Here is a 20,873-nt window from a genome sequence, read left to right as displayed (position 1 = left end):
CTGTGAGGCCGGCGGCGGGCGTGGCCGTCAGGTGAGTTTGAGCAGCTTGGCGGCCGTTTCGCCGCGGATGGCGTTGCGGATCGGCTCGTCGAGGCGGGCGGTGGCGATCTGGTCGAGGGGGTCGTAGTGGCCCATGTCGAACGGGTAGTCGGTGCCGATCACCACGTGGTCGGCGCCCATCTGCTGGACCAGGAACTCCAGGTGGGGGGCGTCGAAGACCAGGCAGTCGACGTAGATCTGCTTCAGGTACTCCGACGGCGGGCGGCTGATGTGGTGGCGGCCCTCGGGGCGTAGCTCGTACGCGTGGTCCATGCGGGACGAATAGAACGGGAGGTAGCCGCCGCCGTGCACTGCCACGAGCTTCAGGCCCGGGTGCTCCTCGAGGACGCCGCCGTGGATGATCTTTGTCAGCGCGACCGTCGTATCGAGTGGGTTGCCGATCACGTTGGTCAAGTAGTACTTGCGGAAGCGCTCGCCGCCGGTGAAGCCGTTGGGGTGCAGCATGACGACTACATCCAGTTGCTCGGCTTTGGCGAAGAACGGGCGGAACCGCCGGTCGTCGAGGTCCAGGCCCATGACGTTCGTGTTGATCTCGACGCCGCGGAAGTCGTACTCGCGTACGCAGCGTTCGAGTTCCTGGACTGCCGCGTCGACGTCCTGCATCGGGACGGTGGCCAGGCCGACGAAGCGGTCCGCGTGGTCGGCCACGATCTTCGACAGGTTGTCGTTCTGCATCTGGGCCAGCGACAGACCCAGGGCCGGGTCGGTCCAGTAGAAGTAGCCGGCCGGCGCGACCGAGATGGCCTGCACGTCGATGCCCATCCGGTCCAGGTCGGCGATGCGCCGCAGCGGGTCGGTGGCCTGCGGCATGATCTCGCGGACGTGTTCGACCTGGTAGGTGTTGGTCTCGTCGCCGCCGTAGTAGGTGAACGGGTCCATCTCGGGTGACATCAACCCTGCGGTCAGCGGCAGCGTGTCGGGCAGGATCACGTGGCCGTGAATGTCGATGGTGCGCATGAATGTCCTTCAGAGAGAGGCGAGTGGGGACCAGGGCAGTGGGGCGCCGCCGTACTTGGCGGCCCGGACGTCGCCGGACCGGGCGTGCCCCTCGAAGAGCTCGACCCGCGCCGCGCGGCCGCACAACTCCCCCAAGGAAGCCGAGGCGGGTTGCGACGTGACCTCCTGATAGGTCACGGTGCGCAGATACTTGCCCACCCACAGACCGCCGGTGTAGCGCGCCGCCCCCCGGGTCGGCAGCACGTGGTTGGTGCCGATGACCTTGTCCCCGTACGAGACACAGGTGCCCTCGCCGAGGAAGAGCGCCCCGTAGTGACGCATCCGGTCGAGCGCCTCGCGTGGATTGTCGGTCAAAATCTGCACGTGCTCGCTGGCGAAGGTGTCGGCCAATGCGTACGCCTCGTCCAACGAGTCCACCACGTGCACCTGACCGTGGTCGCGCCACGCCGGCCCGGCCAGGTCGGCGGTCGGCATGCCGGGCAGGATCGCCTCGATGTGCTCGATCGTCCGCTGCGCCACGGATGACGACGTCGTGATGAGCACGGCCGGCGAGTCGGGCCCGTGCTCGGCCTGGCTCAGCAGGTCGACGGCCACGATGAACGGGTCGGCGTTGTCGTCGGCGACGACCAGGATCTCGGTCGGGCCGGCGAACAGGTCGATGCCGACCTCGCCGAACAGCTGCCGCTTGGCCTCGGCCACGTAGGCGTTGCCCGGTCCGGCAATGAGATCCACCCGAGAAAGAGACGCGGTGCCGAGCGCCATCGCCGCCACCGCCTGAACGCCGCCGAGCACGAAGATCTCGTCGGCGCCGGCCAGGTGCAGCGCGGCGATCGTGGCCGGAGGAATTTCGCCTCGCAGCGGCGGCGTGCACGCTGTCACACGTTCCACGCCCGCGACCTTCGCCGTTACGACGGTCATATGGGCCGACGCGGTCAGCGGGTAGCGCCCACCGGGCACGTACGCGCCGGCCGCCACGATCGGCAGGTTCTTCTGGCCGAGGAAGACGCCGGGCTCGGTCTCGACCTCGAAATCGTGCACGCTGTCGCGCTGGGCTCGGGCGAACCGGCGAACGTTGGCCTGCACCGCCTTGATGTCGTCGATGACCCCGTCCGGTACGGCGGAGACGATCTTGTCGATCTCCGCCGGTGACAGGCGGAACGACGAGGGCGACCAGTTGTCGAACTTCTGCGAGTACTTCCGGACGGCGTCGTCACCGTTGGCTCGTACGTCGGCAATGACCTCGCGGACGACGGCGGAGACGTCCGGCCCACCCGACGCGGCCACGGGCACGGGCTGCTTGAGCACCTCGGCCATGTCAGGCCGCCGCCGACGAAGGCGTACGGGACAGGGTTTTCATGGCTTCGAGCCGGCCCAGCACCTCGGCCTGCAGGGTCGCCACCGTCGGGTCGGTCTGCCGTCGCGGCCGGGGCAGGTCGATGGTGATGTCCTCGTAGATCCGCCCGCCCGGTTGTAGGACGATAATGCGGTCCGACAGTTCGACCGCTTCGACCACGTCGTGCGTCACGAAGACGACCGTCTTCTTGGACTGGGCCCAGATGTCCTGCAACTGGGCGCGCAGGCCGCGGGCGGTGATCGCGTCCAGGTGGCTGAACGGCTCGTCCATCAGCAGCAGGTCAGGCTCGACGGCGAAGGCCCGGGCGATGCCCACCCGCTGCTGCATGCCGCCGGACAGCTGCCCCGGGAAGAAGTCGGCGTTCTTGGTCAGCCCGACCATCTCGAGGTACTTGCGGCAGCGCCCGGCCGTTGCCTCGGAGCGGTCGTTCTGGACGTACATCATGTTTTTCATGACGCTGCGCCACGGCAACAGGCGCGGATCCTGGAAGACGTAGCCCATCCGGGCCGGCCCGCCGGAGTCGCTGGTCAGGCTGATGTCACCCGACGTGTGCTCCTCGACGCCCGAGATGATGTTGAGCAGCGTGCTCTTGCCGCAGCCGGACGGTCCGACGATCGAGACGAACGTTCCGCCGCGGACATCGAAGGAGATGTCATCGAGCACGCGGCTGGCCCGCGGCGTGCCCACGTTGAAGGTCTTGGCGAGATTTTTGATGGTCAGAACGGCCATGAGAACTCCCGGGCGAAGGCGAAAGGCGAACGCGGAGGCGTGAGGCGAACGCGAAGGCGTGAGGCGAACGCGAAGGCGAAGGCGAAGGCGGCTGACGCGACGCGGCTCAGGCGGAGGCGTCGCGCCAGCGGAAGGCACGCTGGATCACGCGGTCGAGGACGAAACGGTCGAGCAGCACGATGAAGCCGACGAAGAGCACGACCCAGGCCGCGAAGCCGCCGAACCGGTTGGCGTCGTACCACCAGCGGGCGCGGTAGCCGACGCCACCGCCCCCGCCGAACCACTCGGCCAGCAGCACGCCGTTCCAGCCGATGATGATCGCGAACCGGATGCCGGCCGCCACGTAACCGGTGACCGCCGGCAGCACCAGATCCTTGACCCGGCGCGACAACGGCACCTTGTACGTCGTGGACATGTCCCGCAGATCGCGCGAGACCCCGCGTACGCCCTGGGCGACGTTGACGATGACGAACGGGACGGACGTCAGGAACGTGGTGACGATCGGGCTGAGGTCACCGAAGCCGAACCACATCACGGTCAGGAACGACCAGATGATGGCCGGGATCGACAGGCCGACCAGCACCGGGCTCTCGAAGAAGGCCCGGCCGAGCTGGGACAGACCCATGATGACGCCGACCGCGATACCGACCACGGTGGCCAGCGCGACCCCGACGCCGAAGCGGTAGAGCGTCGAGCCGAAGTTGCCGAACACCTCGCCCCGCGAGAACTCGTCGACCAGCCGCTGCACGACCTCGACCGGGCCAGGGACGCGGGCGAACAGCGCCGACATGAGCACCCAGAACAGGAAGAACGACAGCAGCGCGGCCACCCGGGCGGCGGAGTCGGAGGTGAGGCGCTTGCGCCACTCCGGCGTCTCCTGCTGCTTCTCGGTGGTGGAGCGGCGGGCTTTGACGGGAGCCGTTGTGGTGCTCACAGCGCGGAGCTCCTCTCCTGCGGGCGCCACGCGAGCAACCGGGCCTCGCTCTTGGCCAGGACCAGGCGCTCGATGATCAGCATGAAGACGATGAACAGGAACATCCAGGCGAGCACGGCCGCGATGTCATAGAGCTGATATTCCGTACGGATCTGGAAACCGACACCGTTGCGGCCGCCGAAGACCTCGGTGAGCGCCTCGACCTTCCACGCCACGGCGAAGCACATCCGGATCGCGGCGAAGACGAACGGCACGATCGTCGGGATCAGCACCTCGCGACGGATCTGTTGCGGCGTACGGCCGAACGCCTCGCTCATGGTGACCAGCGACTTGTCGACGCCGCGGATGCCCTCGGCGACGTTCAAGGCGATGTACGGGGCCGAGACCAGCGCCACCGCGAGGATCGGACCCAGGTTCGACAGCCCGAAGACGATCAGCGACATCACCGCGTACACAATGGCGGGGATGGTGCCGGCAATCGTGACACCGTCGTGGAAGAACGCGCGCCAGTAGTTGTACCGGCCCATGAGGTAGCCGATCGGGGCGCCGACGGCCGCCGCCACCGCGAAGCCGGCGAACGTCTTCAGGACGCTGGCCGAGAAGTCGGTGACGAAGTTGCCGCTCTCGACGATCTCGACGCCGGCCTGGAACACCTCGATCGGGCGGGGCAGCAGCCGCGAGCCGAACCACCAGGAGCCGTACTCCCAGAGGGCGAACATCGCGACCCAGCCCAGGATCACCAGCCCGGTGAGCCGCAGGCGCCGCCGTTTCGCGGTGCGCTTGGCGCCGGCCTCGGGATCGGTGGGTGGTGCCGTGCGCACCAGCTGGTCGGTCATGACTTCGGCAGGATCGTGAAGTCGGGGTCCGGGACGTCGGCCTCGACGTAACCGGCTTCCTTCATGAGGTTGAACAGCTTGGTCTCGCTGTCGACCCAGGCCTGGTCGAGGTAGGTCGACTCGACGAACCAGTCGTACTTGTTCTCGAGCCAGTCCCGGATGAACGCCTTGTCCTTGTCCGACTCGGCCGCGAAGTCCTCGGGGTAGGCCTCGATGATCTTGTCGCGGTTCTTGGCCCACTCCTGGACGCCGCGGTCCCACATCTTGATGAGGAACGCCGCCTCCTCCGGGTTCTTCTCGACCCAGGCCTTGCGGGCGACGAACACGTTGTTCTGCGGGTGGGTCAGCTCGGTCTTGTCGTCGCTGAACTGCTCGGCGTAGATCTGCGAGACCGACTTCGAGTCGTACAGCGGCTTGACGGCGCCGCTGGAGAGCTGCGGGATCGAGAAGTCGGGCAGCAGCAGACCGGCGTCGGCGTCGCCCCGCTCGATCAGGCCGGCCGCGTTCTGGGGGTCGGTCACGACCAGCTCGTAGTCGCCGCCGCCGGCCCGCAGGTCGAGGTTGCACCACTTCTTGGCGAAGACGCCCCACATGATGGTGATCGAGACGGCCGAGTGGGTGACGATCTTCTTGCCCTTGAGCTCGCAGATGTCCTTGGCCGTGCTGTTCTGGCCGACGGCCAGGATGCTGCGGTCGGAGTTGAACTTGCCGAAGATCGTGGTCTTCTCGCCGGTCTGCTTCTCGAGCTCGGGCACCTCGTAGGAGGCCGCGGAGACGACGTCGGCGTGACCACCGGCGTAGACGCCGAACTCGTCCCAGGACGACGAGGTGAGGACCTGGATCTTGGCCGCCTCCTCCATCTCCTGCTTGATTCCCTGCGACTCCATCCACTTCCAGACGGGGTCGGGGGCCATGACCATGTTGACGACGCCATTGGCGTCCTTGGCCTCAGCGTTGGCACCGGTCTGGGCGGCGGGACGAGCGCCGCAGCCGGCCGAGGCGACAAGGGTGACGGCGGCGGTGGCGGCTATGAGTCGGCGGCGGTCCGGGCGGGCGATGCGTGATGCATTCATGGAACTACCTCTCACAGGGGGTTCAGCACATCGAAGGGGTGCGACCAGAGGCTGCGGCGGTGTTTCCGGGCCGTGAAAAATGTTTCGGAGTTGTGACGCCCGACACTGCCGTGGCACCCTGTGCAAAGTCAAGCATTTCTTGGAAATTTATGCAGGTAGATGCGCCCTGATCAAGGGCTTGAAGTAGCGGAACGTGAGTGCATAATTTATGCATCCCCGAAGCCCTCGGAAGGTTGGTCCGCCCATGAGCGTCACCACCGGTAACCGCCCCGAACGACGACGCGGCGCGACCAGTTCGACGGTCGCGCAGGCCGCCGGGGTGGCGCAGTCGACTGTCTCCCGAGCTCTGCGGGGCGATCCCCGGGTTCGCGAGGACACGCGACGGCTCATCGAGGCGACGGCCGAGCGGCTGGGCTACCGGCCCTCGTGGGCTGATCTCACGCCGGCGGCACGACCGCAACGGACCAAGTCGATCGGGGTGGTCGCTTCCGACCTGACCAACCCGTTCTTCCCGTCGCTGCTCGACCCCATCCACGACGAGCTGCAGCTGATGGGCTACCGGTTCGTGCTGTTCGCCGAGCGCACCGACCTCCCCACCGGCCAGGAAGCGCTGCTCAGCCTGCTCAACTCGTCGATCGACGGGGTGCTGATCACGACGGCCACGCTCGACTCGCACCTGGGCGAGGCCCTGACCGCCCGGGATCTGCCGATCGTGCTGCTCAATCGCTACGTCGACGGGATGGACGTCGACCGGGTCACGGCCGACAACCACCACGGCGGGGAGACGGCCGCGCGGCACCTGCTCGAGCTGGGCCACCGCACCATCGGGGTCATCCGGGGGCCGGCCAACACGTCGACCAGCCGTGACCGGCACACCGGGGTGCTCGAGGGCTTCGCCGGCAGCGGGGTGACGATCGACGAGCGGGAGGGGCCGTACTCGCACCAGAGCGGCTATCAGAACGCCCGCGAGCTGCTGCGGTCGTCCACTCCCCCGACGGCGCTGCTCTGCGGCAACGACATCATCGCGTTCGGGGCCATCGACGCGGCCCGGTCGCTCGGCCTCGACGTGCCGCGCGACGTCTCCGTGCTCGGCTTCGACGACGTGCCGATGGCCGGCTGGGAGGTGTTCCAGCTGACCACGGTCCGTCAGCCGCTGAGCGAGATGGCCCGGACGGCGGCCCGGCTGCTGGTGGAACGCATCGAGCACGAGGGCGACATCGGAGCCGGCCGCGAGCGGTTGTTCGCCACGAGCCTCGTGCGGCGGTCGACCACCCAACGACATGGCAGCTCCTCGGTGTGACGGCTGTGTTACATGCCACAGCCTCATCGCGCTCATGGGGGCACCGCGATGTGTGGCCAACCATTACTGGGTCGACAGTGTGTGGGCCGGCACATCGGCCTGGTCACGGGGCGGCGGCAACGTAAGGCCATGACGACCATCGCCGTGGCTCCCCTGCCGCTCTGGGCCCGTGACGCCGCCGACGCCGTCGACCTGGCGGCGCTGGCCGACCGCGTCGTCGAGGCCGATCTCGCGGCCGCCTTCGACACGCTGCGCGACAACGACGAGTTCGTGACCCGGTTGCACGCGAGCGTGGTCGAGAACCTGCGAGCGCTCCGCCTCGTGCTCACCGGCCGGATCCCGCTGGCCGAGGTACGCCTGACCGAACCGTTCGCGCTGGCCGTGCTCCAGGCCCGGTTGCGACTGCCGCAGACCGCGCTCCAACGGTCGTACCGGGTGGGGTTCCTGACCATGTGGCAGGAGTGGAGCGATCAGCTGGTGGCGCGGGCCGGCCTCGACGACGTGCCCCGGCGCGAGAGCCTGGAGGCGTTGCAGGCGCTGACCGAGCTGGTGCTGGCCTATCAGCACCACGTGGCGTCGCTGGTGGCCGACAGCTTCGCCCGCACCGACGACGCGCTCAGCCGCTCGCGCGAACATGTGCGGGCCGGGTTGGTGCAGCATCTGCTGCGCGACGACTCGACGCCGTTGCCGCCGGCCGACCTGGTGCTGCTCGACTATCCGCTGGACGCCGCGCACCTGGCCGTGTTGCTGCCGTCGACGCCGGAGCGTGAGGCCCGGCAGATTCTGGACACGCTGCGGGACAAGTGCCACGTGCGGGACACGCTGGTGCACCCGATCGACCTGACCAGCACAGTGGTGTGGCTGGCCCAGCCGCGGCAGGCAGGATGGCCGGCCTGTCGTGTGGAAGCGATCATCGATTGTCTGCGGTCGCTGTCGCTCGAAGCATCGGTGAGCGAGCCGCACGTCGGCGTACAGGGTGTGCGCGACGGCTGGCGGCAGGTGCGGGACGTGCAGGGTGTGCGCGAGGCCTGGGGGCGGGGCGTGCTCAGCTATCCCGACGTCAGCCTCGAGGTGCTGCTGATGGCCGATCCGGCCCGGGCCCGGGCGTTCGTGCGCACCGAACTGGGCGAGCTGGGCGCCGAGGACGAGGTGGCGGCCCGGCTGCGCGAGACGGTCGAGGCTTCCCACCGGTACGGCAGTCATGTCACCACCGCGGCCCATCTGCACCTGCACGAGCACACCGTGCGCAACCGGCTGCAGAAGGCGGCCGAGCTGCTGGGGCGTCCGCTGACCGAGCGACGGACAGAGCTGCAGGTCGCGCTGCGCCTGGCCCGCCTGCTGATCGCGTGAGGCTCGTCCTCGCTTGTCTGCTCGGCGGGTCGGCGGGGTGGGCCATGACGGCGCCGGGCGCGGCGGCCGCGACGATGGCGGCCGGCTACGGGACGGGTCTGCTGTGGGTCGGGTTGCTCACCTCGGCGTTCGCTTTGCCGTACGCCGTTCTGCAGTTCCCGAGCGGGGTCGTGGTCGACCGCTTCGGCGTACGAGCCACGGCCGTGGCCGGGCTGTCGCTCGTGGTCGCGGCGCACATGCTGGCCCTGATCGCGCCCCTGCCGGGCCTGGCGATGACGGCCTGGGTCGTCTCGGGCGTGGGCTTCGCCGTCTGTTTCGTCTGCGGAGCCGAACTGGCCCGGGCCAGCGGTTCCGGTCCGCGCGGCATGGGCATCTTCGGCGGGGTCTCGCTGGCCTTCTCGGGCGTGGCCGTGCTGGTCGTGCCGTTCATGTCACTGATCATCGATTGGCGATCGCCGTGGCTGACCACGCTGGCCGTCACCGGGCCGGCGCTCGCGCTCTCGTTCCTCGCCGGTCCGCACACGGCACGCCGCACGACGCCCCGCCGGCAATCGATTCTCGATGGTCAATTGTTCCGGCTGGCCGCCGTGCACGCGGTGACGCTCGGGCTCGGCCTGGTGCTGTCGTCGTGGGCGACCACCCTGTTCGTCACCGTCTGGTCGTTCACCCCGGCCACGGCGGCGGTGATCGGATCGGGGGTGCTCGGCCTGTCGGTGGTGAGCCGGCCGCTGGGCGGCCTGCTCACCGCTCGCTACCCGGCCCGGGCCCGCGAGATCTGGGTGGTGGCTCTCGTGGCGTGCGGCGCCGCCACCGCCGCGTTGGCCTGGCCCAGCATCCCGCAGGTCGCGGTGCTGGCCGTCCTGACGCTGGGCATCCTCAGCGGCCTGCCCTTCGCCGGCGTGGTCGGCGCCGGGCAGGCCCTGCGGCCGGAGCGCCCGGCGGCGGCGGTCGGACTGATGAACACGGCCGCCTTCGGCCTGGTCGTCGCCACCACCCCGGTCGTGGGCTGGGCGGCCGACCACGGCCTGGCCTCCTGGGCCCTGCTCGCGGTGGCCGCCCTGTGGCTGGTGCCGCTGCTCGCGCTGCCGCGCCCGGTCAGGACGCGGACTGGCCGGCCTTCTCCAGAGCCGAGCAGCACGTGTCGGTGATGAGGCGGGTCACGACGTACGGGTCCACGTTGGCGTTCGGACGGCGGTCCTCGATGTAACCCTTGCCGTCCTTCTCGACCTGCCACGGGATGCGCACCGAGGCGCCACGGTCGGAGACGCCGTAGCTGTACTCGTTCCACGGGGCGGTCTCGTGCAGCCCGGTCAGGCGGTCGTCGATGCCGGCGCCGTAGTTCTTGACGTGGTCCATCGGCTTGGAGCCCTCGCCGAGCGCCTCGCAGGCGGTGATGATCGCGTCGTAACCCTCGCGCATCGCCTGGGTCGAGAAGTTGGTGTGCGCTCCGGCGCCGTTCCAGTCGCCCTTCACCGGCTTCGGGTCCAGCGTGGCCGAGATGTTGAAGTCCTCGGCCGTACGGTAGAGCAGCCAGCGCGCCACCCACAGCTGGTCGGCCACCTCGAGCGGCGACAGCGGGCCGACCTGGAACTCCCACTGACCGGGCATGACCTCGGCGTTGATGCCCGAGATGGTCAGCCCCGCCTTGAGGCAGTTCTCCAGGTGGGCCTCGACGACGTCACGGCCGAAGATCTCGTCGGCGCCGACACCGCAGTAGTAGCCGCCCTGCGGGGCCGGGAAGCCACCCGCCGGGAAGCCGAGCGGCCGGGCGCCGTCGAAGAACGTGTACTCCTGCTCGATGCCGAAGATCGGGGCCTGGTCGGCGAACCGCTCCGCGACCTCGGCCAGCACGGCCCGGGTGTTGGACTCGTGCGGCGTCATGTCGATGTTGAGGACCTCGCACAGCACGAGGACGTGGTCGCCCCCGCGGATCGGGTCGGGGCAGGTGAAGACCGGCTTGAGCACGCGGTCCGAGGCGTGGCCCTTGGCCTGGTTGGTCGACGACCCGTCGAAGCCCCAGATCGGCAGCTCGGCGCCCTTGTCCTCGTCGCCCAGGATCTTCGTCTTGGAGCGGAGCTTCGCCGTCGGCTCGGTGCCGTCGATCCAGATGTACTCTGCCTTGAAGCTCACGATCCACATCCTCCGGGTACGTTCTGCGCGGTGATGAGGTCAGAGTGGCAACGCCCGGTTACCCGTCCATTGCTCGTATGTGACGCCTACGTTTCCGGCCCTGTGTCCGCCGTCACCGTGTTCGGGCCGCGGTAGGTCTCGCAGGCCAGGGTGAGCAGCTCGGTCAGGTGGGCCGGCGGGTCGCCTTTCCACCAGGCGAGCCGGGCCGCGCGGTAGGCGTGGCCGATCATTGACCGGTGACGTTCTCGTTGGGAACACCGCCCCTGTTCGCCGCGCTTTCCTCGGCTCGTAATGTCCTCATCGCCGGTGCCGGTGGAGGCTTCGACGTCTACACCGGCCTGCCGCTGGCCTTCGCGCTCCGGCACAACGGCAAGAACGTGCATCTGGCCAACCTTTCGTTCTCCGAGCTCGAGCTGGTCGGCCGCGAGCACTGGGTGGCCGACCACGTCGTGGCCGTGACGCCGGAAGCGGCCAGCCCGGACTGGTACTTCCCGGAGGGGTCGCTGGCCCGGTGGCTGGCGGCGAACAATCAGCCGTCGACCGTGTACGCCTTCCCGCCGCTCGGCGTGCAGACGCTGCGCGAGGCCTACCGTCATCTGATCGAGCAGCTCGACATCGACGCCGTGGTGCTGGTCGACGGGGGCACCGACATCCTGCTGCGGGGCGACGAGAACGAGCTCGGCACGCCGGTCGAGGACATCACCAGCCTCGGCGCCGTGGCCGCGCTGGACGTGCCGGTGAAGCTGGTGACCTGTCTCGGTTTCGGCATCGACGCCCACGACGGGGTCAACCACGTGCAGGTGCTCGAGAACATCGCCGCCCTCGACCGCGAGGGCGCCTATTTCGGCGCGTTGTCCATTCCCCGTACGAGCCGGGAGGCGATCCTCTACCGCGATGCTGTGGCCTACGCGGCGGCGGCCACGCCGACCCGTCCGAGCATCGTCAACGGGCAGATCGCCGCGGCCACCGACGGCCAGTTCGGGGACGTCCAGTTCACCCGCCGGACCAACGGCAGCACCCTGTTCGTGAACCCGTTGATGGCCGTCTATTTCACCGTCGGGCTGGACGCGCTGGCCGCCCGGTGCCTCTACCTGGACCGGATCGAGAACACCTACGGCCGGCGACAGGTCATCACCCGCATCGGTGCGTTCCGCGACGAGATCCCGACCACCCGGATCCCGCGCGCGTATCCCCACTAAACGGCCAGGGCGTCGGCCACGTCGTCGGCGCTCAGGGCGACCTGAAGCTCGGCCAGGACCCGTACTTGGGAAGTGGAGACCCCCAGCAGTTGCTCGGCCTTGCGCAGGCGCAGGTTGACCGTGTTGGGATGGACGAACAGGGCCGCCGCGGTGGCCGCGGTGTTCAGGTCGTGGCTGACGTACGCGCGCAGGGTCTGTTCCAAGGCCGTGCCCCGGGCAGCGTCGTAGGTGCGGATCGGGGCCAGAGTCTCGGCGGCGAAGCGGCGCAGCTCGGCCACGTCTTGCAGTTGCAACAGCAAACCGTGCACGCCGAGGGATCCGAAGCTGGCCACAGCATCGGCGGTGCCGCGCAGGCGGGCGATGGTCGCCGCGCCCCGGCCGCGGCGATACGCGGACGGATAGTCGGCCAGCGCCTGGCACGGCGGCGACACGGCCACCGCCGCCTCGGGGCCGACGCCGATGCGGCGCAATTGGGTCAGCAGGCGTTCGGCCTGGGACCCGGCGTCGGCCGGCCACAGCAGCACCACGTCGTCGCCGATCGCGCCGGCCAGGGCCCGGGGCTGGGCGGCCGCGGCCAGCGAGCGCGCGACCGAGAGGATGCGGGCCGACGGTCCGCCGTTGACCACGATCACCGCGTACGGCTTGGTCAGGTCGAGCCCGAGGCGGCCGGCCCGCTCGGCCGCGGTGACCAGGCCGGCCGCGCTGCCGGCCAGCAGGTCCGACACCACCTCGCCGGAGAGCCGCCATTCCACCTCGTGCGCGGTGCGGGCCCGCAGCACTTCGAGCGCGCAGACGGTCGCGGCATGCTCCAGGGCCCGTACGTCGAGAGCCGCCAACGGCGAAGCCGTGCGCGGCACCACGATCCGGGCCACCGTCTCGTTCCCCAGCACCACCAGCGTGGCCTGGCCGTCCTCGACCGGGTCGCCCACCGCAGCCAGCGGCACCCCGGACGGCTCCTCGAGCACCGTCACCGCCGTGCCCAGCAGCTCGGACAGGGCCGCGGCCACGCCGGCCACGCCACCCCCGCGCAGCGCTACCCGGGTGAACTGGCCGTGCACCTCTTCGCCCCGTCGCAGCGCGGTGTTGGCCGTGGTCAGCGAGGCGATCGTGGCCGCCTCACGCTCGCGCAGCCGGGCCGTCTCGATCGCCACCCCGGCCTGGTCGGCCAGCAGCGACAGCAGTTCCTGCTCGTCCGGGCCGAACTCGTGCGGCATCCGGGTGTAGCAGTTGAGCGTGCCCACGGGGATCCCGGCCGAGAACACCGGTACGGAGATCATCGAGCGGTAGCCCTGCTGCCGGGCCACCCCGCCCCAGGGCAGGAACGTGGCGTCGGCGACCGTGTCCGGCACCTGCACCGAGGTGCCGGTGAGGAACGCTCGGCTGGACGGCGCCCGCGGCTCGTCGTCCGGCTCGAGCACGACCGGGTGGTCGGCGTTGACCTGCTCGATGTAGCGCGGGGACAGGCCGTGCGCGCCCGTGATGACCAGTTTGCTGCGCGGCTCGTCCACGAGCAGGACGGCGCAGAAGTCGTACCCCAGCAGGCGCGAAGCCGTCGCCGAGAGCAGGTCGAGCACCTCGGGCAGCGACGCCGGCCGGTTGAGCGCGGTGGCGATGGCGGCGATCGCCTCGAGCCAGGGGCGCAGCTGCACGGCACCGGTCGTCTGCATACCCGAGACTGTGCCAGCACAACTGACCCCGCGCTATACCTGTGTGGCCGCACATGTCGCGCCGGGCGGCCGGAAAGCCACAGTTAGGCCCATGAGCGACCAGCCCGATGCCGGCGTGCACATCGTCCGCGCCGGCGATCTGTCCGATCAGACGCCCCAGACGTCCGGCCTCAAGCGGTTCGAGGCCGTGTCGGCCCGTCGTCTCGGGTCGCAGGACCTGTGGATGGGCCTGTCCGTGCTGCCGGCCGGGAGCCGGACCGGCGTGCATCATCACGGCCGGTCGGAAACGGCCCTGTACGTGCTCAGCGGCGTCGGCCGGTGGTGGATCGGCGACCGGCTCGACACCGTGGCCGAGGCCCACCCGGGCGACTTCGTCTACATCGAGCCGGACGTCGTGCACTGGGAGGAGAACGCCAGCGCCACCGAGCCGGTCCGCATGATCGTCGCCCGCACGACCCAGGACGCCATCGTCGTCAACCTCGACGACCACCCGTACGGGCCGGAGCTGACCGAGGGGCGGTACGACCATGGCTGACCGGGGCCGCGCGATCGTCGTGGGGGGCTCGTTCGCCGGTCTCACCGCGGGGCTGCTGCTGCGGGAGCAGGGCTTCGAGGTCGACATTTTCGAGCGTACGCCGGCCTATCTCGACGGCCGGGGCGGCGGCATCGTGCTCCAGCCCGACACGGTGCGCTGGATCGTCGAACGGTCACACAATTTCACCGTGGATGACGTGAGTATCGGATCATCGGTGATGCGGTATCTGGGCGACGACAACAAGATTGCGTACGAGGAACCGGCCGCGTGGCGATTCAGCTCGTGGACCACGATGTACCGGGTGCTGTTCGACGATTTCGGCGCCGACCGGTACCACCTGGGCGAGTACGCGGTCGGGGTCGACCAGGACGCGGACGGGGTCGAGCTGCGCTTCACCAGCGGGCGGACCGAGCGGGCCGAGCTGCTGGTGTTCGCCGACGGCATCTCGTCGGTCGGGCGGCGCCGGTTGCAACCACGGGTGCAGCCCCGGTACGCGGGCTACATCGGCTGGCGCGGGTGCGTGCCGGAGCGGGACGTGAGCCGGGAGACGGCCGATCTGGTCAACGACGCTTTGGCGTACGCACTGATTGATTCCTCGCACATCTGCATGTACGCCATTCCGGGCGCCGACGGCAGCCTTGCTACGGGAAACCGGCAGTTCAATTACATCTGGTACCGCAATGTGGCCGAGGGGCCGGCGCTGGACGAGATGACGACGGATCTGCGCGGGTTCACGGCGCCGGTCTCCGTCCATCCGGGACAAGTGCAGCAACGATTCGTCGACACCATGCGGGCCGAAGCGTCGGAACTGCTGCCGCCGGCCGCGTCCGAACTGATCGCGCGCACGGCGGAGCCGTACATCCAGATCGTGCTGGACATCGCGGTGCGCAACATGGCGTTCGGGCGGGTGGCGCTGATCGGTGATGCCGCGTTCGCCGCCCGCCCGCACGCCGCCGCCGGCACGGCCAAGGCGGCGGCCGACGCCTGGTCACTGGCGGCCGCACTGGCTTCGTCGCCGGATGTGCCGAGCGCCCTGGCCGCCTGGGAACCGGAACGCCTGGCCCTCGGCAACGACCTGCTGAGCCGCGTGGCCGAGATGGGCGCCCGCTCCCAGTTCACCAATTCCTGGGACCCGGCTGATCCGGCCCTGCATTTCGGCCTCTACGGCCCGGACCGCTGACCCGGTTGAGCGCACGCCATTCGCTCGGCGTCATGTCGTACTCGGCGCGGAACCGGCGGCTGAAATGCGCGGGATCGCGGAATCCGCTGGCCCGGGCCACGACGGCCACGGTCGATCCGGCCCGGGCCGGGTCGGCGAGAGCGGCCCGGGCCGCTCGGAGCCGGGCCGCGACGATCGACTTCTCGATGCTCAGATCGGCCTCGGCGCACCGGTGGTAGAGATTCCGGACCGACATGTTCAGCGCGGCGGCGATCGACTCGGGCCCCAGGCCGGGATCGCCGAGGTGCTGGGCGATGTACGCGCGGACCTGCACCGCGATCGATGCCGGCTCCGGCTGCTGCCCGGCCGCGGACACCAGCAGCGCCCGGGCGAGGGCGACGGTGGAGGCTTCCATCGCCGCGGCGACCCCCGGGTCGTGGGCCAGGCCGGGGTTGGTCGCCACGGTCGTGACCTGGGCCGCCATCAACTCGTACAACGGGCTCTGCCCGAGCCGCGGCGACGCCGTGCGGATGACCTCGTCGTCGAGGCCGAGTTGCGCGATCGGAATCTGCACGGCCAGGCCGTCGTTGGCGCCGACCACTGACAGCCGGTAAGGGAACCGGAGGTCGTTGATGAGCAACGACCCCCTCGGCACGGGACGATCGTGACCGAACTGCTCGTGGCGGCCCTGTGACCCTCGCATCACGGCAACGGTGATCATCGGGACCGACTGATAACTGACCTGTCGGGGCGTGCGCAGAAACGTATGGCTGAGTGTTCCCCGGGAGTTGAGAATGAGGAGAGACCCCAGGCCGGCCGACAGGATCTGGGCGTGCAGCTCGTGACCCGACACCTTCCGGTCGAGCTCGATGGTCGAGGGAGCGGTCGTGTCGACCAGCAGGGATCGGTAAGCGTCGAGGCGCCGGCGCGGGGGCAGCGGAGCCGTTTCGAAAACGAACGTCATGGGCCACCCGCTTCCCGATCGATCTCACGTCGAGGTTATCCGCCGTTGAGACCGGGTGCCCTCGGGCAGTCGCACCTTTCCGGGTCGCGAAGGACACAGTTTCCCGGCCTCGTGTCCCGGATCGGGCGGGACAACCGGCGGGACCGGTTCGAGGGCGCGCGGCCCTGCCGGCCCGGGACGCGGCCCGGACAGAGTTCTCCTCGTCAGCAACGACCTTCGTCAGCAACGACTTGAGGAGAACCCGATGTCCGTCACCGTCTCGCCGGCCCTGGCCCGAACCGACGATCCGACAATCGATAGCCGAGCGACTACCGCTTCCGTCCGCCGCACCGGGTGGATGGTCGCCGGCGGGGCTGCGATCTGGGCCGCCGCCACCGCGATCTACAACCCGCAGACCACCGACCCGGTCGGCGTCGTCGTCACCGACCTGGGGGCGCTGCCCTTCCAGATCGGCCTGTTCGCGCTGGTCACGACCCAGTTGCGGACCGGCGCGACCGGGACGTCGCGGGTCGCCCGGGGCATGCTGCGCGTCGAGTACGCTCTGCTGACGCTGGCCACCCTGTGGACCGTGCTGCACGCGGCCCTGCCCGGTCAGCGCGATGCCGTCTGGATGCACGTGCTCGACCTGTTCTGGCCGCTGTCGATGCTCGGCATGTTCATCATCGGCGTGAAGATCGCCTTCGCCCGCCGCTGGACCGGTCCGGGCCGGGTGTGGCCGCTGGTCGCCGAGAGCTGGGCCCCGGTGACGATCCCGATCCTCGGCATCGTCGGCATGGGCGCCGGCCAGATCGCGGCCGTGGCCCACCTGCTGATCGGCTACACCACGCTCGGCATCATCCTGGCCCGCCGCCCCCACGTGACCGGCGCCCGCGACTGACCCCGCAGGCGAGAATGCGCACCCCCGAACGGCCGGTGGACGAGTCCACCGGCCGTTGCCGCTTCCGCTCAGCCGGCGGGTTCCCGTTCGCCCGCTCGGTCGGTCAGCCGGCGGGTTCCCGTTCGCCCGCTCGGTGGTCGGCCGGCGGGTTCCCGTTCGCCCGCTCGGTCGGTCAGCCGGCGGGGGTGAAAGTGCGGGACTCGCCCGGGCGCAGGGTGACTCGGCGGTGCCATGAGCCGGCTCGTAGTTCGGTAGTGGTGCCGCCGACGCTGCGGAGCGTGATTCGGGTGGCGCGGCCGTTGCGCCAGGTCAGATCAACTTCGAAACCGCCGCGGGCGCCGACACCGATAATCGATCCTCGATCGGACCACGCCTTCGGCAAGGCCGGGAGCACCTCGATGACGCCGAGGCGTGAGTAGACCAGCATCTCCAGGGCGGCAGCCGCTCCGCCGAGGTTGGCGTCGATCTGGAAGATCGTGTAGCTGCCCTGGCTGTACATGTCGAACAGGTTGGGCGCGGTGCCGTTGCCGTTGTTCATCGAGGGGCGCAGCACGGTCAAGTACAGCTGGTAGGCCTTCTCGGCGTCGTGTAGCCGGGCCCAGCACAGCGACCGCCACGCGCACGCCCAGCCGTAGCTGTCCATGCCGCGCGCGGTCAACAACGCCCGGACGCCGTCCAGCAGTTCGGCCGACGTGTCATCGGTGTTGAGGCGGTCACCGGGGTAGAAGCCGATCAGCGGGGACAGGTGCCGGTGCGTGGTCTCGCCGAGGTTGTCGGGGCTCATCCACTCCTCGAGCCAACCCGTCTTCGGGCTGACCCGGGGCAGGTACAGGTCGGCCTGCGACGCCGCCACCTCGGCCGCGAACTCGGCATCGCGACCGAGCCGATCACTGGCCACCCGAATCTGCTGGAACAAGTCCCAAGCCAGTTCCTGGGCGTACGTGATGCCCTTCGCGTCCGGGCCGTGCTCGGGTGACCAGGCGTTGTCGTCGATCAGCACCGAGCGCGTCGAACCATCGGAATCAGTCACGGTCGTACGGATGAGCCGGGCCTGCCAGAATTCGGCCGCGCCCCGGAGCACCGGGTAGATCTTTTCGAGGTACGCGCGATCCTGGCTGTACTCGTAGTGCCGCCACAACGAGTTGCACAGCCAGGCGTTGCCCGACGGGTGCCAGGCCCACCCGCTGCCGCCGTAGATGTTGGTGGAGAACGCGATCGCCCAACCCGCGACTTTCCCGCTGCTGTTGCGGAAACGGTTGCGCGGGTCGTTGTAGATGCGCCGGGTCACGTCGGTCCAGACCGGCAGCTGCGAGACGCAGTAGTCGGCCAGCGCGTCGGCGCACTCGCCCAGCCCGGCCGGGTCGGCCAGCCAGTAGTTCATCTGGATGTTGATGTCGGTGTGGTAGTCCGCGTACCAGTCCGGATTGTTGTTGTGGACCCAGATGCCCTGCAGATTCATCGGCAGCGCGTCCCGCGACCCGGTGATGGTGAGGTACCGCCCGTACTGCAGATACAGGGCCTCCAGCTCGGGGTCGGGCGTGGTCGGGTCGGTGTGCCGCACGGCCACGCGCGACCAGGTGTCCAGCGCCCGCTGCACCGCGTTGGACGGGCCGAGGTCGATCCGCATACGGTCATACAAACGCCGGTAGTCGGCGACGTGGGTGGCCAGCAACCGCGGGCCGCCGACCTTGGCCGCGGCGGCCGCCTTGCCCCGGGCGACGGTCAGCGGGTCGGCCGTGCTGCGGAACCCGGCGGCGGCGTCCGGCGAGTAATTCGTACCGCCGCTGATGACGACGACCAGGTCGCGACAGCCGGTGAAGGTGATGCGGCCACCACCGGACGTGACCCGGCCGGTCGCGCTCACGGCGGTCACCACCGCGGCGTACTTGAGGCCGTTGGCCAGCTCGGCCGCGAACCAGAGCCCGCCCTCGGTTGTCTCACCGTGCGTGCCCTCGAGGGTGATCGTTCCGGCGTGGACTCCCCCGCTCAATCGATAAACGATGACATCATCCGGGTGGCTGGCATACACCTCGCGGCGATGCTGGGAGCTCCCGTGCCGGTACGAGGTGGAGACCACGCCGTTGCTCAGATCGAGCTGCCTTCGATAATCGATCGCGGCGTGACCGGGCACGGCGATCCGCACCTTGGCCAGCAGGCCGTAGCTGCCGAAGTCGTCCCGGCCGTAGGGCAGTTGGCCGTCGTCCTGCGGGGTGTCGTTGCGGCCGCCGGTCCAGAGCGAACCGTCGGTCAGATAGAGGAAGTCCGCGACCGGGTCGCCGCCGACCAGCCCGCCCAGACGCCCGTTGCCGACCGGCAGGGCCTGCTCGATGATCCGGCTCTCGGTCGCCGGCGTGCGGTACCAGAGCGTGGTCGCGTCGGCCGCCAGTACCAGATCGGCCTCCTCCGGCCGCCCGACGGCCGCCTGCGCAGGGTCGGTGCGGGTAGGCACGGGGGCGGCATGCGCGGCGAGAGGGTGGGCCTGCGCCACGGCCAACCCGGCGCCGGTCACGCCGGCCAGGCGGAGAAAGGCACGGCGAGAGGGTTCCAGGGTCATGGGGGGACCTCCGGGAGGCGGGGATTAATTCATAAAATATGACCAGGCCATTTCTCCATTGTCAACGGTCGATGTCGTAGCCTGACCCGGTGATCCTCCGAGGGGCCGAAGCATCGGAACTGGCCGCAGTACTGGAGCTCTGGCAGCGCGCGGCCGAGAACGACAGCCGGCCGCCGGACACTCCGGCCGCGATCGAATCGCTCCTCGCCCGCGACCCGGACGCACTGATCCTCGCCATCGACAACGGCGAGATCGTCGGCACAGTCATCGCCGGCTGGGACGGCTGGCGCTGCCACCTATACCGGCTCGCGGTCGCACCCCACCGCCGCCGCGCCGGCATCGGCGGCCGGCTCATCGCCGCCGCCGAAGATCGCTTCCGCCGGCTGGGCGCCACCCGCGCCGACGCCATGGTGCTGGACGCCAACGACGACGCCCATGGCGCCTGGGCCGCCCACGGCTACCAACGCCAGGACAACTGGTCCCGCTGGGTCAAGCCACTCAGGTAGACCGGGCCGACGGAAGACGACGTAACCAATCGTCGAGCCCTGGGTAGTCCCACGAAGCCGGCTCGCGGGGATCACGGCGTGAGGTGGCGTCGATTACGTTGGCGGCGTGGACGTTGAGGTTGTGTTCTACAAGTACGACGGCCGGCTGCATCGGCGGGTGACCATGCGTCGTCTGGGGGATGACGAGCATGGCACGTGGCTCTACGCGGTCGCCGGCACGATCGTCCACTCCGGTGTTGTGGGGAACAGCTTCACCAATCGTCATCCGACCTTGCGGCTGGTGCCGGTCGGGCAGTGGTGGTCGGCCATTTTCTTTCCCAGGCCCAACAAGTGGGACCTCTACTGCGACATCAGCACGCCTGCTCAGTGGCCGGACCCAGGCTCGGTATCCATGGTCGACCTCGACCTCGATCTGCTGCGGGCCCGCCGCAGCGGCCGCGTGCAACTGCTGGACGAGGACGAGTTCGCCGCGCACACCGTGAAGTACAACTACCCGCCCGAGGTGGTGGCTCAGGCTCGGGACACCGCCGACCACCTCATGACCGAGCTGGCCCGCGGCGCCGAACCCTTCGCCACCCGTTACAAGCACTGGCTCAAAACCGCCCGCGCCTGAGCTTCGCGTTTAACGTCGGTTGGGTGATCAGTCGCCCTGTTGAGGGACTGGCAGCAAGCGGCCACCTGCTCACTCT

General features: G+C 69.5%; 20 protein-coding genes. 9 read left to right on the top strand and 11 right to left on the bottom strand.

The genetic code is table 11. From position 1 onward, the window contains the following. Positions 1 to 27: 27 nt before the first annotated feature. The 6 genes from M1L60_RS39475 to M1L60_RS39450 form a co-directional block, all read right to left on the bottom strand. On the bottom strand, positions 28 to 1,017 hold the full coding sequence (locus tag M1L60_RS39475) for an amidohydrolase family protein (protein WP_253242703.1): 990 nt from the start codon (positions 1,015 to 1,017) through the stop codon (positions 28 to 30). 9 nt (positions 1,018 to 1,026) lie between these two features. Then, positions 1,027 to 2,331 carry a histidinol dehydrogenase gene (gene hisD / locus M1L60_RS39470; protein WP_253242702.1) on the bottom strand — a complete coding sequence of 435 codons (1,305 nt, stop codon included), beginning with the start codon at positions 2,329 to 2,331 and terminating at the stop codon, positions 1,027 to 1,029. Position 2,332: 1 nt separating this feature from the next. Further along, the gene (locus tag M1L60_RS39465; RefSeq protein ID WP_253242701.1) at positions 2,333 to 3,100 is read right to left on the bottom strand and encodes an ABC transporter ATP-binding protein; all 768 of its coding nucleotides are present in this window, start codon (positions 3,098 to 3,100) and stop codon (positions 2,333 to 2,335) included. 106 nt (positions 3,101 to 3,206) lie between these two features. Continuing rightward, the gene (locus M1L60_RS39460) at positions 3,207 to 4,034 is read right to left on the bottom strand and encodes an ABC transporter permease (RefSeq protein ID WP_253242700.1); all 828 of its coding nucleotides are present in this window, start codon (positions 4,032 to 4,034) and stop codon (positions 3,207 to 3,209) included. Then, positions 4,031 to 4,870 (bottom strand): ABC transporter permease, encoded by an 840-nt coding sequence (locus M1L60_RS39455; protein ID WP_253242699.1) that lies wholly within the window; start codon positions 4,868 to 4,870, stop codon positions 4,031 to 4,033. Before M1L60_RS39455 ends, M1L60_RS39460 begins: the two co-directional genes overlap by 4 nt. Further along, positions 4,867 to 5,943 (bottom strand): ABC transporter substrate-binding protein, encoded by a 1,077-nt coding sequence (locus tag M1L60_RS39450; RefSeq protein ID WP_253242698.1) that lies wholly within the window; start codon positions 5,941 to 5,943, stop codon positions 4,867 to 4,869. The genes M1L60_RS39455 and M1L60_RS39450 overlap by 4 nt, the downstream gene beginning before the upstream one ends. Positions 5,944 to 6,187: 244 nt before the next feature. Between M1L60_RS39450 and M1L60_RS39445 the strand changes: the two genes are divergently transcribed. The 3 genes from M1L60_RS39445 to M1L60_RS39435 all read left to right on the top strand — a co-directional run bounded on the left by M1L60_RS39445 (position 6,188) and on the right by M1L60_RS39435 (position 9,741). After that, entirely contained in the window at positions 6,188 to 7,243 is a 1,056-nt protein-coding gene (locus M1L60_RS39445; protein ID WP_253242697.1) for a LacI family DNA-binding transcriptional regulator, read from the top strand. A 129-nt stretch (positions 7,244 to 7,372) separates the two neighbouring features. Continuing rightward, positions 7,373 to 8,593: a PucR family transcriptional regulator gene (locus tag M1L60_RS39440; protein ID WP_253242696.1), complete on the top strand. Its 1,221-nt coding sequence runs from the start codon at positions 7,373 to 7,375 to the stop codon at positions 8,591 to 8,593. Beyond that, positions 8,590 to 9,741, top strand: coding sequence for an MFS transporter (locus tag M1L60_RS39435; RefSeq protein WP_253242695.1), 1,152 nt, complete (start codon positions 8,590 to 8,592; stop codon positions 9,739 to 9,741). The genes M1L60_RS39440 and M1L60_RS39435 overlap by 4 nt, the downstream gene beginning before the upstream one ends. Here the strand turns inward: M1L60_RS39435 and glnII are convergent. Together glnII and M1L60_RS39425 are read right to left on the bottom strand one after the other, a co-directional pair. Further along, positions 9,689 to 10,723 carry a glutamine synthetase gene (gene glnII / locus M1L60_RS39430; protein ID WP_253242694.1) on the bottom strand — a complete coding sequence of 345 codons (1,035 nt, stop codon included), beginning with the start codon at positions 10,721 to 10,723 and terminating at the stop codon, positions 9,689 to 9,691. The two genes, M1L60_RS39435 and glnII, sit on opposite strands and share 53 nt — an antisense overlap. Before the next feature lie 86 nt (positions 10,724 to 10,809). Then, positions 10,810 to 10,953 (bottom strand): hypothetical protein, encoded by a 144-nt coding sequence (locus M1L60_RS39425; RefSeq protein ID WP_253242693.1) that lies wholly within the window; start codon positions 10,951 to 10,953, stop codon positions 10,810 to 10,812. A 6-nt stretch (positions 10,954 to 10,959) separates the two neighbouring features. Here M1L60_RS39425 and M1L60_RS39420 point away from each other — a divergent pair, with 6 nt between their 5' ends. Beyond that, positions 10,960 to 11,922, top strand: a complete 963-nt coding sequence (locus M1L60_RS39420) for a DUF1152 domain-containing protein (RefSeq protein ID WP_253242692.1) — start codon at positions 10,960 to 10,962, stop codon at positions 11,920 to 11,922. Here the strand turns inward: M1L60_RS39420 and M1L60_RS39415 are convergent. After that, the gene (locus M1L60_RS39415) at positions 11,919 to 13,589 is read right to left on the bottom strand and encodes a helix-turn-helix domain-containing protein (protein ID WP_253242691.1); all 1,671 of its coding nucleotides are present in this window, start codon (positions 13,587 to 13,589) and stop codon (positions 11,919 to 11,921) included. The two genes, M1L60_RS39420 and M1L60_RS39415, sit on opposite strands and share 4 nt — an antisense overlap. 91 nt (positions 13,590 to 13,680) lie before the next feature. Between M1L60_RS39415 and M1L60_RS39410 the strand changes: the two genes are divergently transcribed. Beyond that, positions 13,681 to 14,124 carry a cupin domain-containing protein gene (locus tag M1L60_RS39410; RefSeq protein ID WP_253242690.1) on the top strand — a complete coding sequence of 148 codons (444 nt, stop codon included), beginning with the start codon at positions 13,681 to 13,683 and terminating at the stop codon, positions 14,122 to 14,124. Then, entirely contained in the window at positions 14,117 to 15,304 is a 1,188-nt protein-coding gene (locus M1L60_RS39405; RefSeq protein WP_253242689.1) for an FAD binding domain-containing protein, read from the top strand. The genes M1L60_RS39410 and M1L60_RS39405 overlap by 8 nt, the downstream gene beginning before the upstream one ends. Here the strand turns inward: M1L60_RS39405 and M1L60_RS39400 are convergent. Beyond that, entirely contained in the window at positions 15,240 to 16,247 is a 1,008-nt protein-coding gene (locus tag M1L60_RS39400) for a helix-turn-helix domain-containing protein (RefSeq protein WP_253242688.1), read from the bottom strand. The two genes, M1L60_RS39405 and M1L60_RS39400, sit on opposite strands and share 65 nt — an antisense overlap. A 244-nt stretch (positions 16,248 to 16,491) precedes the next feature. Between M1L60_RS39400 and M1L60_RS39395 the strand changes: the two genes are divergently transcribed. Further along, a complete protein-coding gene (locus M1L60_RS39395) occupies positions 16,492 to 17,124 on the top strand; it encodes a hypothetical protein (RefSeq protein ID WP_253242687.1) in 633 nt (210 codons plus the stop codon). A gap of 172 nt (positions 17,125 to 17,296) precedes the next feature. On the opposite strand, the gene M1L60_RS39390 is transcribed toward M1L60_RS39395, so the two are convergent. After that, the gene (locus M1L60_RS39390; RefSeq protein ID WP_253242686.1) at positions 17,297 to 19,678 is read right to left on the bottom strand and encodes a glycosyl hydrolase family 95 catalytic domain-containing protein; all 2,382 of its coding nucleotides are present in this window, start codon (positions 19,676 to 19,678) and stop codon (positions 17,297 to 17,299) included. Positions 19,679 to 19,767: 89 nt separating this feature from the next. Between M1L60_RS39390 and M1L60_RS39385 the strand changes: the two genes are divergently transcribed. Both M1L60_RS39385 and M1L60_RS39380 read left to right on the top strand, forming a co-directional pair. Further along, positions 19,768 to 20,184, top strand: coding sequence for a GNAT family N-acetyltransferase (locus M1L60_RS39385; RefSeq protein WP_253242685.1), 417 nt, complete (start codon positions 19,768 to 19,770; stop codon positions 20,182 to 20,184). A gap of 106 nt (positions 20,185 to 20,290) precedes the next feature. Beyond that, the gene (locus M1L60_RS39380) at positions 20,291 to 20,797 is read left to right on the top strand and encodes a DUF402 domain-containing protein (RefSeq protein ID WP_253242684.1); all 507 of its coding nucleotides are present in this window, start codon (positions 20,291 to 20,293) and stop codon (positions 20,795 to 20,797) included. Positions 20,798 to 20,873 lie beyond the last annotated feature (76 nt).

It is taken from the genome of Paractinoplanes aksuensis, from assembly GCF_024137025.1.
GTDB lineage: Bacteria > Actinomycetota > Actinomycetes > Mycobacteriales > Micromonosporaceae > Actinoplanes > Actinoplanes aksuensis.
This window is presented reverse-complemented; position numbering and strand designations above follow the sequence as displayed.